We start from the raw sequence: 14844 nt of genomic DNA on the forward strand, positions 1-14844 counted from the left end.
GTGATCCGGTCGGGTCGGGCACGCTGTTGGGTCCTGAGGGGACGGCCGTTTGGCTGTTGCCTCTGGGTGCCGGCCTCACGTGACTGCACCGTTCGGTGTGGGAGGGTGGGTGTCTGGTCGTTGTTTGAGAACTGCACAGTGGACGCGAGCATCTGTAGGCCAAGTTTTTAAGGGCGCACGGTGGATGCCTTGGCACCAGGAACCGATGAAGGACGTGGGAGGCCGCGATAGGCCCCGGGGAGCTGTCAACCGAGCTTTGATCCGGGGGTGTCCGAATGGGGAAACCCGGCAGTCGTCATGGGCTGTCACCCATACCTGAACACATAGGGTATGTGGAGGGAACGCGGGGAAGTGAAACATCTCAGTACCCGCAGGAAGAGAAAACAACCGTGATTCCGGGAGTAGTGGCGAGCGAAACCGGATGAGGCCAAACCGGCATGGTGTGAGACCCGGCAGGGGTTGCCATGACGGGGTTGTGGGAAAGTTCTTCAGTCGTCTGCCGGCGGCTGGGCGAGTCAGAAACCGTATGGGTAGTCGAAGGACATGCGAAAGGTCCGGCGTAGAGGGTAAGACCCCCGTAGACGAAATCTGTACGGCTTGCTTGAGCTTCTCCCAAGTAGCACGGGGCCCGAGAAATCCCGTGTGAATCTGGCGGGACCACCCGCTAAGCCTAAATATTCCCTGGTGACCGATAGCGGATAGTACCGTGAGGGAATGGTGAAAAGTACCGCGGGAGCGGAGTGAAATAGTACCTGAAACCGTGTGCCTACAAGCCGTGGGGGCATCTCCTTGTGGGGTGTGACTGCGTGCCTTTTGAAGAATGAGCCTGCGAGTTTGCGGTGTGTAGCGAGGTTAACCCGTGTGGGGTAGCCGTAGCGAAAGCGAGTCCGAATAGGGCGGTCATAGTTGCATGCCCAAGACCCGAAGCGGAGTGATCTAGCCATGGGCAGGTTGAAGCGCGGGTAAGACCGTGTGGAGGACCGAACCCACCAGGGTTGAAAACCTGGGGGATGACCTGTGGTTAGGGGTGAAAGGCCAATCAAACTCCGTGATAGCTGGTTCTCCCCGAAATGCATTTAGGTGCAGCGTCGTGTGTTTCTTGCCGGAGGTAGAGCACTGGATAGGCGATGGGCCTCAACGGGTTACTGACCTTAGCCAAACTCCGAATGCCGGTAAGTGAGAGCGCGGCAGTGAGACTGTGGGGGATAAGCTCCATGGTCGAGAGGGAAACAGCCCAGAACACCGACTAAGGTCCCTAAGCGTGTGCTAAGTGGGAAAGGATGTGGAGTCGCAGAGACAACCAGGAGGTTGGCTTAGAAGCAGCCACCCTTGAAAGAGTGCGTAATAGCTCACTGGTCAAGTGATTCCGCGCCGACAATGTAGCGGGGCTCAAGCACACCACCGAAGTCGTGTCATTCACAGAATACGCCCAACGGCGCTGTGGATGGGTAGGGGAGCGTCGTGTGCCGGGTGAAGCAGCGGAGGAATCCAGTTGTGGACGGTTCACGAGTGAGAATGCAGGCATGAGTAGCGATACAAGAGTGGGAAACTCTTGCGCCGATTGACCAAGGGTTCCTGGGTCAAGCTGATCTGCCCAGGGTAAGTCGGGACCTAAGGCGAGGCCGACAGGCGTAGTCGATGGACAACGGGTTGATATTCCCGTACCCGCTTTGAAGCGCCAACGTCGAACCTCTTGATGCTAAGCCCGCGAAGCCGGCCCGGAGTCTTCGGACAATGGGACGTGGTGGAGCCGGTGACCCAACGGGGTAGTAGGTGAGCGATGGGGTGACGCAGGAAGGTAGTCCAGCCCGGGCGGTGGTAGTCCCGGGGTAAGGGTGTAGGCCGAACGGTAGGCAAATCCGCCGTTCATTAAGGCTGAGACCTGATGCCGAGCCGATTGTGGTGAAGTGGATGATCCTATGCTGTCGAGAAAAGCCTCTAGCGAGTTTCATGGCGGCCCGTACCCCAAACCGACTCAGGTGGTCAGGTAGAGAATACCGAGGCGTTCGGGTGAACTGTGGTTAAGGAACTCGGCAAAATGCCCCCGTAACTTCGGGAGAAGGGGGCCATTCCTGGTGATGAGTCTTGCACTCTGAGCTGGGGGTGGCCGCAGAGACCAGCGAGAAGCGACTGTTTACTAAAAACACAGGTCCGTGCGAAGCCGTAAGGCGATGTATACGGACTGACGCCTGCCCGGTGCTGGAACGTTAAGGGGACCGGTTAGTCCGATTTCGGTCGGGCGAAGCTGAGAACTTAAGCGCCAGTAAACGGCGGTGGTAACTATAACCATCCTAAGGTAGCGAAATTCCTTGTCGGGTAAGTTCCGACCTGCACGAATGGCGTAACGACTTCTCGACTGTCTCAACCACAGGCCCGGTGAAATTGCATTACGAGTAAAGATGCTCGTTTCGCGCAGCAGGACGGAAAGACCCCGGGACCTTTACTATAGCTTGATATTGGTGTTCGGTTCGGCTTGTGTAGGATAGGTGGGAGACTTTGAAGCCGTGACGCCAGTCATGGTGGAGTCGACGTTGAAATACCACTCTGGTCGTGCTGGATGTCTAACCTGGGTCCGTGATCCGGATCAGGGACAGTGTCTGGTGGGTAGTTTAACTGGGGCGGTTGCCTCCTAAAGAGTAACGGAGGCGCCCAAAGGTTCCCTCAGCCTGGTTGGCAATCAGGTGTTGAGTGTAAGTGCACAAGGGAGCTTGACTGTGAGACTGACGGGTCGAGCAGGTACGAAAGTAGGGACTAGTGATCCGGCGGTGGCTTGTGGAAGCGCCGTCGCTCAACGGATAAAAGGTACCCCGGGGATAACAGGCTGATCTTCCCCAAGAGTCCATATCGACGGGATGGTTTGGCACCTCGATGTCGGCTCGTCGCATCCTGGGGCTGGAGTAGGTCCCAAGGGTTGGGCTGTTCGCCCATTAAAGCGGTACGCGAGCTGGGTTTAGAACGTCGTGAGACAGTTCGGTCCCTATCCGCTGTGCGCGTAGGAGTGTTGAGAAGGGCTGTCCCTAGTACGAGAGGACCGGGACGGACGAACCTCTGGTGTGCCAGTTGTCCTGCCAAGGGCATGGCTGGTTGGCTACGTTCGGGAGGGATAACCGCTGAAAGCATCTAAGCGGGAAGCCTGCTTCGAGATGAGCACTCCCACCTCCTTGAGAGGGTAAGGCTCCCAGTAGACGACTGGGTTGATAGGCCGGATATGGAAGCCCTGTAAGGGGTGGAGTTGACCGGTACTAATAGGCCGAGGGCTTGTCCTCAGTTGCTCGCGTCCACTGTGTTGTTCTGAAACAACGACCCCCATCGCACCAGGCTGTGTCCTGAGTTCGCGGGTGGGTGGTGACAGTTTCATAGTGTTTCGGTGGTCATAGCGTGAGGGAAACGCCCGGTTACATTCCGAACCCGGAAGCTAAGCCTCGTAGCGCCGATGGTACTGCAGGGGGGACCCTGTGGGAGAGTAGGACGCCGCCGAACAATCATTCCAGTCAAGCCCCCTCCCGTCCGGGAGGGGGCTTCACTGCGTTTACGGCACGTTTCTGCCGGCGGGGCACGGTATTGCGCGGCATTGCACGGCGTGCCATGGCCGAGGGCCGGCGGCCCGCCGCAGGAGCCGAGTACTGCCCGGGTGTTTCCCCCGACGACAGGTTTCTTGCAGGCCGGGAACATTCGTTGACCCGGTACCCGGCGGCTGGAACGCTGGGAGCGTGAGCCAGTCCGAGAGCCTTGTGGGCCGCCTGTACGTCGATCTGCGACGTCACGCGAGCGCGATCTGTGCCGTCTGTCGTTGACGGCCCTCGCGCCGCCGCGTCGCCCTGCTCCCCTCACCATCCGCGCTGACCGCCGCCCCGCCCGGGCCGTCCCTTCGACGGCTTAGCCCGGGTCGGTACCGCGCACCCCGTCACGCGTCATCTCTCCTGCCCGTCGGCCGGTCCCCTCCCCGTGCACGTTCTGCGGGCGCCGCTGCCGACCGGGAGTCTCTCCTGCCGCCCCGCAAAGGATCCGCCATGTCCGCGACCTCCCGCCGCTCGTTCCTCGCCCTCGCCGCCGTCGGGGCGGCCGCCGCCGCCTGCGGGCGGGCCACCGCGTCGGGGGGCGGCACGGGCGAGACGCGCAAGCTCCGCTACCAGGGCTGGGCCGGCCAGGTCACCCTGCCCGAACTCGCCGAGGACCTCGGGTACTTCGGCGATGTGAAGCTGGAGTGGGTCGGCAACACGATCAGCGGCCCGCAGGACATCCAGTCGGCGGCGACAGGTCAGATCGACTTCGGTGGCGCCTTCAACGGCGCTGTCGTGAAGCTGATCGCCGCAGGGGCCCCGGTGAAGGCCGTGATCAGCTACTACGGCGTCGACGAGGCCGCGTACAACGGCTACTACGTGCTGCAGGACAGTCCGATCCACTCCGCCCACGACCTGCTCGGCAAGAAGGTCGGGATGAACACGCTGGGCGCCCACGCCGAGGCCGTGCTGGACATCTACCTCCAGCGCAACGGGCTGACGGCGGGGGAGATCGGCAAGGTGGAGCCGATCGTGGTGCCGCCGGTGAACACCGAACAGGCGCTGCGGCAGCGGCAGATCGAGGTCGGCGTGCTCGGCGGCGTCCTGCGCGACAAGGCGCTCGCCACGGGCGGGATCCGTCCGCTCTTCAGCGACTTCGACCTGCTGGGCAAGTTCAGCGCCGGCACCTACGTGATCACCAAGCGCTTCCTCAAGGAGAACCCCACCACCGCGCGGGCCTTCGTGACGGGTGTCGCCAAGGCGATCGAGTGGACGAGGACGACCCCCCGCGAGGAGGTCATCGCCCGGAGCGTCGAGATCGTCAAGAAGCGCGGCCGCAACGAGGACACCGCGACGCTGAAGTACTGGAAGTCCGCCGGCGTCGCCGAGACCGGCGGCCGGGTCACCGACGCGGAGTTCGCGACCTGGATCGACTGGCTGGTGGCGCACGGCGACATCAAGGCCGGTCAGGTGAAGGCGTCCGACCTGTACACCAACGAGTTCAACGGCTACTCCGCAGCCGCTGCCACCTCCCCGTCTCCCAGCAGGAGTTGAGCGATGAGCACCGGAATCTCCTTCCGTTCCGTCAGCAAGACCTTCACCGTCCGCGGGGGTGGCGAGTTCACCGCCCTGGACGCCGTCGACCTCGACATCGCGCCGGGCGAGTTCGCGGTGATCGTGGGGCCCAGCGGCTGCGGCAAGTCCACCCTGCTCGACCTGCTGGGCGGCCTGACCAAGCCGGACGGCGGCGAGATCCTGCTCGACGGCCGCCCGGTCACGGGGCCCGGCCCGGACCGGTCCACCGTGTTCCAGCAGTACGCGCTGCTGCCGTGGCGTACGGCGCAGGGCAACGTCGAGTTCGGCCTGGAGTCGATCGGCGTGCCGCGCCGGAAGCGGGCCGCGCGGGCCAGGGAGTACCTGGAGCTCGTGGGCCTGCACGGCTTCGAGGACCGCCACCCGCACGAGCTCTCCGGCGGCATGAAGCAGCGCGTGGCGATCGCCCGCAGCCTTGCCTACGACCCCGAAGTGCTGCTGATGGACGAGCCGTTCGCGGCACTCGACGCGCAGACCCGGGAGTCGCTGCAGGACGAGCTGCGGCGGATCTGGGAGCGCACCGGCAAGACCGTCGTCTTCATCACCCACGGCATCGAGGAGGCCGTCTACCTCGGGCAGCGGGTGGCGGTGCTGACCTCCCGGCCCGGACGGGTCAAGGAGGTCGTGCCGATCGACCTGGGCGACCGCGGCGCGGTCCACGACCTGCGCTCCAGCCCCGAGTTCGCCCGCTACCGGCACGAGATCTGGAACCTGCTGCACGACGAGGTCAGCAGGGCCCAGCAGTTGGAGAAAGAGGTCAGCGCCGCATGAGCACCGACGTCAGTCCGCCCGCTCCGTCCGTCCTGGCGAGGCCGAAGGCGCCCGCCGTTCCCGCCCGGTCCGGCCCGACCGCCGACGCGGTGCCTCCGACCTCCGCAGCCTCAACCGCCGCCGTCCCGGCGCCCCGGGCCGCCGCGCAGCCCCTGGCGTCCCCTGCGGCACGGTTCCGCCGCCTGCGCCGCCTGCGGGCGGTGCTGCTGACCGGGCTCACCAAGAGCCTGGCGATCGCCCTGCTGCTGGGGCTGTGGGAGATCGCGCCGCGCCTGGAACTCGTCGACCCGACGTTCCTGCCGCCGTTCAGCGAGGTGGTCGTCGCATGGACCGGCCTCCTCGGCAACGGGCAACTGGTCGCCAACACGCAGGCCAGCCTGACGCGTTCGCTGAGCGGCTTCGGCCTCTCCGTGCTGATCGGGGTACCGCTCGGCCTGCTGATCGGCTGGTACAAGCCGGTCGCGAACCTGCTGAGCCCGCTGCTCGAACTGTTCCGCAACACCGCGGCGCTGGCCCTGCTGCCGGTGTTCGTCCTGATCCTCGGGATCGGCGAGACGTCCAAGATCTCCATCGTGCTGTACGCGTGCATCTGGCCGGTGCTGCTGAACACCATCAGCGCGGTCCGCACGGTCGATCCGACCCTGCTGCGGCTGGCCCGTTCGCTCAACCTGTCGCCGCTGCGGCTGTTCCAGAAGGTGATCCTGCCGGCGTCCGTGCCGACGGTGTTCACCGGCATCCGGCTGGCAGGGGCGGTCTCCATCCTCGTCCTGGTGGCGGCCGAGATGGTCGGCGCCAAGGCGGGCCTGGGCTACCTGATCAACGCGTCGCAGTACAACTTCGCGATCCCGGAGATGTACGCCGGCATCGTCACGATCTCCCTGATCGGCGTCGCCTTCAACCAGTTGCTCGTCGGGCTTGAGCGCAGGTTCACGGCCTGGCGCGCACCGGTGAACGGCTGAGTGGCCCGGTGACCGCCGAAACGGCCGAACTCACCGCGGACGTCCTGGTGGTGGGCGGCGGACCGGCCGCCACCTGGGCGGCGCTCGACGCGGCACGGGCCGGCGCCGACGTCGTCCTCGCCGACAAGGGCTACTGCGGCACCAGCGGGGCGACCGCCGCCGGAGGCACCGGTGTCTGGTACGTCGCCCCCGAACCCGCCGCCCGCGAGGCCGCGATGGCGAGCCGGGAGGAGCTCGGCGGGTACCTCGCCGATCGCGGCTGGATGGGCCGGGTGCTCGACCGGACGTTCGCCAACATCAACGAGCTCGCGGAGAGCGGAGGTTACCGGTTCCCCACCGGCCCGGACGGACGCCCGCTGCGCAACGGCCTCCAGGGCCCGGCGTACATGCGCGGCATGCGCATCAGGGTCCGCCGTGCCGGTGTACGGATCCTCGACCACAGTCCGGTCACCGAACTCCTCACCGCCACCGACGGATCGGTGGCCGGCGCGGCCGGCTACCGCCGCCAGGCCGGGCACGCGTACCGGGTGCGCGCCCGTGCCGTCGTGCTGGCGACCGGCGGCTGCGCGTTCCTCAGCAAGGCCCTCGGCACGGACACCGACACCGGCGACGGTGCGCTGTACGCCGCCGAGGTCGGCGCGGAGCTCTCCGGCATGGAGTTCTCCAACGCCTACGGCATCGCCCCCGAGCACACCTCCGTCACCAAGACCGCCTTCTACTCCTTCGCCACCTTCCACCGGGAGGACGGCACGGTGCTGGAGGGCGCCGCCAGCCAGGGCGGCCGCTCCGTGATCGCCCGGGAGCTGCTGACCGGCCGGGTGTACTGCACCCTCGACCGCGCGGACGCCTCCGCGCGGCAGGCGATGCGCCTCGCCCAGCCGAACTTCTTCCTCACCTTCGACCGGCTCGGGATCGACCCGTTCACCGAGCGGTTCCCGGTGACACTGCTCGCCGAGGGCACCGTGCGCGGCACGGGCGGCATCCGGATCGCGGGCGAGGACTGCCGAACCACGGTGCCCGGCCTGTACGCGGCGGGTGACGCCGCCACCCGCGAGCTGATCTGCGGCGGCTTCACCGGCGGCGGCAGCCACAACGCGGCCTGGGCGATGTCGTCCGGCACGTGGGCCGGGCAGGGCGCCGCCCGCCACGCGGCCGGGCTCGGCGCCAGGGCCGCCACGCGGCCGGTGCGGGGCACGGGCGGCGCCGGACTGCGGCCCACCGGCCCGGCCGGCCGGATCGACCACCGCGAGCTGATCACGACCGTGCAGGGCGAGGTGCTGCCGTACGACAAGAACTACCTGCGGCACGGCGACACCCTCACCGCCGCACTGGACGTGCTGGACGACGCCTGGCGATCGGCCCGGGCCGGGCTGTCCGGCAGTGGCCGCGACGCCGTCCGGGCCCGCGAGGCGGCTGCGCTCGCCGCGAACGCCCGCTGGATGTACCGCTCCGCGCTGGCCCGCACCGAGAGCCGGGGCATGGCACGCCGCCTGGACTTCCCCGCGCAGGACCCGGCCCAGCACCACCGGATCGCCACCGGCGGCCTCGACGAGGTGTGGACCCGACCCCTGAAGGAGCCCGCGTGATCGAACTCGTCTCCGCCGACCGCTGCATCGCCTGCGACCGCTGCATCAAGGTCTGTCCGACCGACGTCTTCGACCGCGGCCCGGACGGCATCCCGGTCATCGCCCGGCACGCCGACTGCCAGACCTGCTTCCACTGCGAGGCCAACTGCCCCGTGGACGCGCTGTTCGTCGCACCCACCACCCACCGCAGTCCGCAGGACGAGCAGCAACTCGCCGACGCCGGACTGCTCGGCAGCTACCGCGCCCTGATCGGCTGGGGACACGGCCGCACCCCGGGCTCGCTGCTCGCCGTCGGGCCGACCCTCGGCACCGCACCCATCACGTCCTGAAGCCCCACCTCCCGCGACTCCTGAGAGAGGCACACCGTGACCGCATTCGAGATCCACAAGGTCGGCGGCCGGATCGGCGCCGAGATCACCGGCCTCGACCTCGCCGCCCCGCTCGACACCGCCACCGTGGCGGCGCTGAACGACGCGCTGGTGGCCCACAAGGCGCTCTTCTTCCGCGGCCAGCACCTCGACGACGAGGGGCAGACCCGGTTCGCCGGCCACTTCGGGCCGCTCACCACCGCCCACCCGACCGTCCCCTCGCTCGACGGGCAGCCGCACGTGCTCGCCGTCGACAGCGAGGACGGCGGCCGTGCCAACCAGTGGCACACCGACGTCACGTTCGTCCGCACGCCGCCGAAGGCGTCCACGCTGCGCAGCCTCGTCGTCCCGCCGTACGGCGGCAACACGCTGATCGCCAACACCCAGACCGCCTACCAGGACCTCCCGGACGCCCTGCGCGACCTGGCCGACCGGCTGTGGGCCGTGCACACCAACGACTACGACTACGCCCAGGGCAAGGAGCTCGACGACGCGGAGGCCGAGCGCCGCCGGGTCTTCACGTCGCGCACCTACCGCACGGCCCACCCGGTCGTGCGGGTCCACCCGGAGAGCGGCGAGCGGGGCCTGTTCGTCGGCGGGTTCGCGGAGCGGATCCTCGGCCTGCCCTCCGGTGCCTCGCTCGACCTGCTGCGCACCCTGCAGTCGTACGTCACCCGGCCGGAGAACGTGGTGCGGTGGCGCTGGGCCGTGGGCGACGTGGTGCTCTTCGACAACCGCTCGACCCAGCACTACGCGCCGGACGACTACGACGACCTGCCGCGCCGCCTGCACCGGGTGACCGTCGCGGGCGACGTGCCGGTCGCCGTGTCGGGCGAGCCGAGCTACGTCGTCGAGGGCGACGACGCGGCGCACTACACGGGCTGACGCCCGGGTCGGGTGCCGACGCAGGTGCGCCGCAGGGCTTGCTGCCCTGCGGCGCACCGCCACGTCCGGGACCCGGTGGCGGTCACCCGGCGGCGATTACCTGGCGAGGGCGGTCAGCCCTGCCAGATCTCCCGGGCCTCGGCGGCGATCCCGCGGCCCTGGGCGAGCCCGGCCCGGGCGGCGGGGGTGCGGACCGCCGGGTCCAGCGGGTTCGCCCCGAAGGCCGCCGCGGAGGCCTCGTCCGGGGTGACGGGGAGCACCCGGGCACCGCCGGCGACGAGCCCGGCGAGCTGCCCGGCGAGGGCCTCGTCCGGCAGGGGCGCGAGTACCAGCACCCGGTCGCCGTCGGCCAGGTCGGCGTTGACGGAGCTGCGGACCCCGCCGTCGACGTAGCGGCCGGCGCCGATCGTGACGGGCGGCCAGACCCCGGGGACGGCGCAGCTGGCGGCCACGGCGTCGACCAGGCCGACCCCGGACGTCCGGTCGAGGAGGACGACCTCGCCCGAGTGGGCGTCGACGGTGACGAGCACGAGCCTGCCGTCCGGCCAGGTGTGCGCGGGCAGCCGGTCGGCGATCACCGCGCGGCGGGCCTCCTCGGGGACGGTGTCCGCGGCGAGCGCCAGTCCGCCGACGCGGCGGCGGGCCTCGGCCGGGTCGGTGGTGTCGGCGAGGATCGCCGCCCAGGTTTCCATCAGCGCGGCCGCGTCGAAGGCCGCCGGTGCGAGTTCGGTGTTCTGCAGGGAGGGTTCGGCCTGCCGGCGGTAGAGCTCGGGCAGGCCGAGGCCGCTCGCGAGCTGTGCGGCCACCGTGGCGCCCGCCGAGGTGCCGACCGTGAGGTCGGCCCCGGACGTCACCGTGAGCCCCTCCTCCGCGAGAGCGGCGAGCACGCCCGTCTGCCAGGCGATGCCCGCCAGGCCGCCGCCGCCCAGCACCAGGGACCGTCGTACCGTCATGCGCCGCCACCCTCCTCGCGCGGCCCGGCGCCGCGCCACGGACGGTCAACGTGCGGGCCGCGCAGGGGATTCCACGGCGCTCGTGCCGCTCGTGCCGTCCGTGCCGTCCGTGCCGTCCGTGCCGTCCGTGTGCGCCCGGACGGCCGGGGCGGGCCGGCCGGGCGCGGGCATGCCGCAGGGCGGTGCGGTCCCGGTGGCCGCACCGCCCCGGACGGCGCGGGTCACGCCGCGGCGGTGTACCGGCCGGCCGGGCGCGGCAGGCCGTAGTGCTCGCGGAGCGTGCGGCCGGTGTACCCCTCGCGGAAGAGCCCGCGCTTGCGCAGGATCGGCAGCACCTGCTCGACGAAGTCGGTGAGGCCGTCGGGGAGGATCGGCGGCATCACGTTGAAGCCGTCCGCGGCGCCCTGCGTGAACCAGGTCTCGATGTGGTCGGCGACCTGCTCGGGTGTGCCGACGGCCACCTGGTGGCCGCGGCCGCCGCCGAGCCGGCCGATGAGCTGCCGGAGCGTCAGGCCGTCGCGCTCGGCGAGGTCGCGGATGAGTTCGAAGCGGCTCTTGGCGCCGTTGATCGCGGTGACGGGCGGGAGGGGCGGCAGCGGCGCGTCCAGGGGGTGGTCGCCGAGGTCGACGCCGAGCACGCCGGAGAGCACCGAGACGGCGCGGTCGGGGCTGATCAGGCCGTCGAGCTCCTCGTCGAGGCGGCGGGCCTCGGCCTCGGTGGAGCCGATGACGGGCACCACGCCGGGGAGGATCTTGACGAGGTTCGGGTCGCGTCCGGCGGCGGCCGCCCGGCGCTTGAGGTCGCCGTAGAAGGACTGCCCCTCGGCGAGCGTCTGCTGGGCGGTGAACACGGCCTCCGCCCAGCGGGCGGCGAAGCCGCGGCCGTTCTCGGAGGAGCCGGCCTGGACGAGCAGCGGGTGGCCCTGCGGGCTGCGCGGGATGTTCAGCGGCCCCCGGACGCGGAAGTGCTCGCCGGTGTGGTCGATCTCGTGCACGCGACCGGCGTCGGCGAAGGCGCCGGACGCCCGGTCGAGCAGCAGCGCGTCGTCCTCCCAGCTGTCCCACAGGGCGGTGACGACGTCGAGGAACTCCTCGGCCCGCCGGTAGCGGACGGCGTGCTCCTGGTTGGCGTCGCGGCCGAAGTTCTGGGCGGCGCGGTCGCCGGCGGAGGTGACGATGTTCCAGCCGGCGCGTCCGCGGCTGATGTGGTCGAGGGACGCGAACTGCCGGGCCAGGTTGTAGGGCTCGGAGAAGCCGGTGGAGACGGTGCCGATGAGGCCGATCCGCTCGGTCACCACGGCGAGGGCGGTCAGCAGGGTGAACGGTTCGAAGTGGCTGATCAGGCCCCAGCCGCCGTCCGAACGGGCCTCGACGCCGTCGGCGAGGAACACGGAGTCGAAGGACGCCGCCTCGGCCTGCCGGGCGAGGTTCTGGAAGTGCGTGACGTCGGCGGCCTGCGCGGGGTCGGTACGGGGGTGGCGCCAGGCGGCCTCGTGGTGGCCGACGCCCATGAGGAAGAGGTTGAAGTGCAGGTGGCGGTCGTTCTCGGGCATGGCGGAGGGCTCCGGCTCGGAGGAGGAGGGGAAGGATTCCTGCCATCCTCCGGGCCGTGCGTGCGGCGGACAACGATTCGCGGGGCGGGGGAATTAATGCGGCGTTGACCCGGCCGCGACGTCCCCCTGCCGGTCAGGAGGCCCGTGCCGTCCGCAGCTCCATGGGCCGCCGGTAGGCGCTGTCGAGCACGCCGGCGCAGGCGGCGACGGCCAGCAGGTCGAGGCCGAAGGAACCGGGGGCGACGAGCGGCGCCGGTTCGGGCCGCGAGTGGGCGAGGACCTGGGCGTGGAGGGTGCGGCCGAGCTCGGGCGCGACGGCCAGGCCGGCCTCGCTGACGACGAGGACCTCCGGGTTGAGGACGTTCAGCAGGAGGGCGGCGGCGGGTGCGATCAGCCGCAGCCGTTCGTCGAACAGCCGGAGCGCGGACCGGTCGCCGACGGCGGCGCGGGCGATCAGCAGGTCGAGGTCGGGCCGCGGGACGATGCCCTGCTCGTACGCGCGGCGGGCGAGGGTGCGGTCGGAGACGGTGGCCTGGAGGCAGCCGGTGCGGCCGCAGAGGCACGGCTCGGTGGAGCCGGGCACGGGCAGGTGGCCGATGTCGCCGGCCCGGGAGCGCGGGCCGCGCAGCACCTCGCCGCCGGTGGCGATGGCGGCGTCGACGACGTTGCCGACGAAGAGCTGCACGAGGTCGGTGGCCTCGCGGCCGGCTCCGAAGAGCAGCTCGGCGCGGGCGAGGGCGCGGGCGTGGCCGTCGACGTGCACGGGCAGCCGGGTGACCCCGGCGAGCCGTTCGCGGACGGGGACGTCGTGCCAGCCGAGCGGGCCGTGTTCGACGACGACGCCGCGCTCGGGGTCGACCCAGCCGCCGGTGACGACGCCGACGCCGAGCAGGGAGCGGCCGGCGGCGCGGCGGGCGGCGAAGCCGGGGAGGTGGGCCCGGACGGCGCGCAGGACCTCGTCGGCGTCGCCCTGGCGGGGGATGCGTTCGTGGGCGACGACCCGGCCGCGCAGGTCGAGCAGGGCGAAGGTGAGCCAGGGCACGCCGATGTGCACGCCGCAGGCGAGGTGGTGGCGGGTGTCGATGCCGAGGGGGAGCCGTGGGCGGCCGGCGCGGGGCGGGCCGTCGGGCGGGGGGAGTTCGCGCAGCAGGCCGAGGGCGATGAGGTCGGCGGTGTGCCGGGAGACGGCGGCCGGGCTGAGCCCGGCGGCCAGGCCGACCGCGGGGCGGGTCATCGGCCCTCCGGCGAGGACCTGCCGCAGCACCGCGCCCGCGCCGCCGCCCTCGGCGGGCAGCGCGGTGCGTCCGAACGTGGGGGAGGCGACCAGGGAGAGCATGCGGTCGATGGTCCCAGCGGGGTGTTGCACGGGCGTGGCGGCGGCGTGAAGCGGCCCGGGCGGACGGCGGTGGCGCCGCCGTGGCCGCTGTGACCTGCGACCCTGCCGCCGGGGGCCCGCCACCCGGTACCCTTCCGACATGAGTGGTGACATCCGCAGCGATCAGCCGCAGGGCCGCTTCCGACGCATGATCAACCGCCTGACGTCCTCCTCGGAGGAGCTGGAGGCGGAGGAACTGCGCCAGGACACGGCCGAGTCGGGATGCACACCGATCGCCAGCTGCGGTGACCGTGAGGTGGTCACCGTGGCGGGGACGCTGCGCACCGTGACACTCCGCCCCCGGGCGGGTGTGCCGGCCCTGGAGGCCGAGCTGTTCGACGGTACGGACGCGCTGGACGTGGTCTGGCTCGGCCGCCGCTCGATCGTGGGCATAGAGACCGGCCGGCGGTTGATCGCCACCGGTCGGATCAGTCACGCACGCGGGCGCCGCGTGCTGTTCAACCCCCGCTATGAGCTGCGTCCGGTCGGACACGGGAGCGAATCCGCGTGAGCAACCTGCCCGGCGGCGAGTCCGCCGCCCCCACCGTCGGCGTGGCCGACGGGATCGATCCGGCCCAGGCCGGCCCCGGTACGGCCGAGCCCGGTCCCGGTTCGGCCGAGGAGGCCGCGGCGCGGGACGCCGCCGCCTCCAAGGAGGCGGCCGAGACGGTCCTGAAGGCCTTCGGCGGTGTCCGCGGCATGGTCGACATGACCCTGCCCGGCCTGGTCTTCATCGTGGCGTTCAACCTGACGCACGTGGTGGCCACGGCGGCGTGGTCGGCGCTCGGTCTGAGTGCGCTGTTCGTGGTGATCCGGCTGTTCAAGCGGGAGACGATCCAGCACGCGTTCGGAGGCGTCTTCGGTGTCGCGATCGGCGCGTGGATCTCGATGAAGACCGGCAAGGCGGAGAACTTCTACCTGCCCGGCCTGCTCTACAGCGTCGGCTACTGCGTGACGCTGGCGGTGTCGGCGCTGGTCCGCTGGCCGCTGGTCGGCGTGATCCTGGGCCCGCCCACCGGCGAGATGTTCACCTGGCGCCGGCAGAACCCGGGCCGGCTCGCGGCGTACACCAAGGCGACCTGGGCGTGGGTGGCGATCATGGGCGTCAAGCCGTTGATCCTCTTCCCGCTGTACTTCACGGGCAACGTCAACCTGCTGGGCTGGCTGAAGGTCGCGCTCGGCATCCCGCCGATGCTGCTGGCGATGTGGGTGACCTGGCAGATCCTGCTGAAGGCGCCGCCGCCGATCAAGGCGGAGATCGCCGAGGACGAGTGACGGCGGAGGACGAACGACGCGAGGGC

General features: G+C 70.1%; 11 protein-coding genes and 2 rRNA genes. 10 read left to right on the top strand and 3 right to left on the bottom strand.

Going from position 1 to position 14844, the window contains the following annotated elements:
- Positions 1-157: 157 nt before the first annotated feature.
- The 8 genes from OG335_RS24640 (at position 158) to OG335_RS24675 (ending at position 9662) form a co-directional block, all read left to right on the top strand.
- A 23S ribosomal RNA gene (locus tag OG335_RS24640) occupies positions 158-3266 on the top strand.
- A gap of 97 nt (positions 3267-3363) precedes the next feature.
- Positions 3364-3480: ribosomal RNA gene (rrf, locus tag OG335_RS24645) — 5S ribosomal RNA — on the top strand.
- Positions 3481-4010: 530 nt separating this feature from the next.
- The gene (locus OG335_RS24650; protein WP_405013286.1) at positions 4011-5054 is read left to right on the top strand and encodes an ABC transporter substrate-binding protein; all 1044 of its coding nucleotides are present in this window, start codon (positions 4011-4013) and stop codon (positions 5052-5054) included.
- A gap of 3 nt (positions 5055-5057) precedes the next feature.
- Entirely contained in the window at positions 5058-5864 is an 807-nt protein-coding gene (locus OG335_RS24655; protein ID WP_405013287.1) for an ABC transporter ATP-binding protein, read from the top strand.
- Entirely contained in the window at positions 5861-6823 is a 963-nt protein-coding gene (locus tag OG335_RS24660; RefSeq protein ID WP_405013288.1) for an ABC transporter permease, read from the top strand. The genes OG335_RS24655 and OG335_RS24660 overlap by 4 nt, the downstream gene beginning before the upstream one ends.
- 8 nt (positions 6824-6831) lie before the next feature.
- Positions 6832-8409, top strand: coding sequence for an FAD-dependent oxidoreductase (locus tag OG335_RS24665; RefSeq protein ID WP_405013289.1), 1578 nt, complete (start codon positions 6832-6834; stop codon positions 8407-8409).
- Positions 8406-8738 (top strand): 4Fe-4S dicluster domain-containing protein, encoded by a 333-nt coding sequence (locus OG335_RS24670; protein ID WP_405013290.1) that lies wholly within the window; start codon positions 8406-8408, stop codon positions 8736-8738. Before OG335_RS24665 ends, OG335_RS24670 begins: the two co-directional genes overlap by 4 nt.
- A 36-nt stretch (positions 8739-8774) precedes the next feature.
- Positions 8775-9662: a TauD/TfdA dioxygenase family protein gene (locus OG335_RS24675; protein WP_405013291.1), complete on the top strand. Its 888-nt coding sequence runs from the start codon at positions 8775-8777 to the stop codon at positions 9660-9662.
- Between the two features lie 113 nt (positions 9663-9775).
- Here OG335_RS24675 and OG335_RS24680 read toward each other — a convergent pair whose 3' ends face one another.
- The 3 genes from OG335_RS24680 to OG335_RS24690 all read right to left on the bottom strand — a co-directional run bounded on the left by OG335_RS24680 (position 9776) and on the right by OG335_RS24690 (position 13504).
- The gene (locus OG335_RS24680) at positions 9776-10615 is read right to left on the bottom strand and encodes a patatin-like phospholipase family protein (protein ID WP_405013292.1); all 840 of its coding nucleotides are present in this window, start codon (positions 10613-10615) and stop codon (positions 9776-9778) included.
- Positions 10616-10836: 221 nt separating this feature from the next.
- A complete protein-coding gene (locus tag OG335_RS24685) occupies positions 10837-12168 on the bottom strand; it encodes an LLM class flavin-dependent oxidoreductase (protein WP_405013293.1) in 1332 nt (443 codons plus the stop codon).
- A gap of 133 nt (positions 12169-12301) precedes the next feature.
- Positions 12302-13504 (bottom strand): ROK family protein, encoded by a 1203-nt coding sequence (locus OG335_RS24690; RefSeq protein WP_405013294.1) that lies wholly within the window; start codon positions 13502-13504, stop codon positions 12302-12304.
- 139 nt (positions 13505-13643) lie between these two features.
- On the opposite strand from OG335_RS24690, the gene OG335_RS24695 reads away from it, so the two are divergent.
- Both OG335_RS24695 and OG335_RS24700 read left to right on the top strand, forming a co-directional pair.
- Positions 13644-14054 (top strand): OB-fold nucleic acid binding domain-containing protein, encoded by a 411-nt coding sequence (locus OG335_RS24695; protein ID WP_405013295.1) that lies wholly within the window; start codon positions 13644-13646, stop codon positions 14052-14054.
- Positions 14051-14818 carry a DUF3159 domain-containing protein gene (locus tag OG335_RS24700; protein WP_405013296.1) on the top strand — a complete coding sequence of 256 codons (768 nt, stop codon included), beginning with the start codon at positions 14051-14053 and terminating at the stop codon, positions 14816-14818. Before OG335_RS24695 ends, OG335_RS24700 begins: the two co-directional genes overlap by 4 nt.
- The last annotated feature ends 26 nt before the right edge of the window (positions 14819-14844 follow it).

Origin of the sequence: Kitasatospora sp. NBC_01539 (assembly GCF_045040525.1) — a bacterium.
Classification (GTDB): Bacteria; Actinomycetota; Actinomycetes; order Streptomycetales; family Streptomycetaceae; genus Kitasatospora.

Excerpts from the sequence above, each read along its gene's own strand:
- OG335_RS24650 (WP_405013286.1), top strand. The coding sequence starts at position 4,011 with ATGTCCGCGACCTCCCGCCGCTCGTTCCTCGCCCTCGCCGCCGTCGGG.
- OG335_RS24655 (WP_405013287.1), top strand. The coding sequence starts at position 5,058 with ATGAGCACCGGAATCTCCTTCCGTTCCGTCAGCAAGACCTTCACCGTC.
- OG335_RS24660 (WP_405013288.1), top strand. The coding sequence starts at position 5,861 with ATGAGCACCGACGTCAGTCCGCCCGCTCCGTCCGTCCTGGCGAGGCCG.
- OG335_RS24680 (WP_405013292.1), bottom strand. The coding sequence starts at position 10,615 with ATGACGGTACGACGGTCCCTGGTGCTGGGCGGCGGCGGCCTGGCGGGC.
- OG335_RS24685 (WP_405013293.1), bottom strand. The coding sequence starts at position 12,168 with ATGCCCGAGAACGACCGCCACCTGCACTTCAACCTCTTCCTCATGGGC.
- OG335_RS24690 (WP_405013294.1), bottom strand. The coding sequence starts at position 13,504 with ATGCTCTCCCTGGTCGCCTCCCCCACGTTCGGACGCACCGCGCTGCCC.
- OG335_RS24695 (WP_405013295.1), top strand. The coding sequence starts at position 13,644 with ATGAGTGGTGACATCCGCAGCGATCAGCCGCAGGGCCGCTTCCGACGC.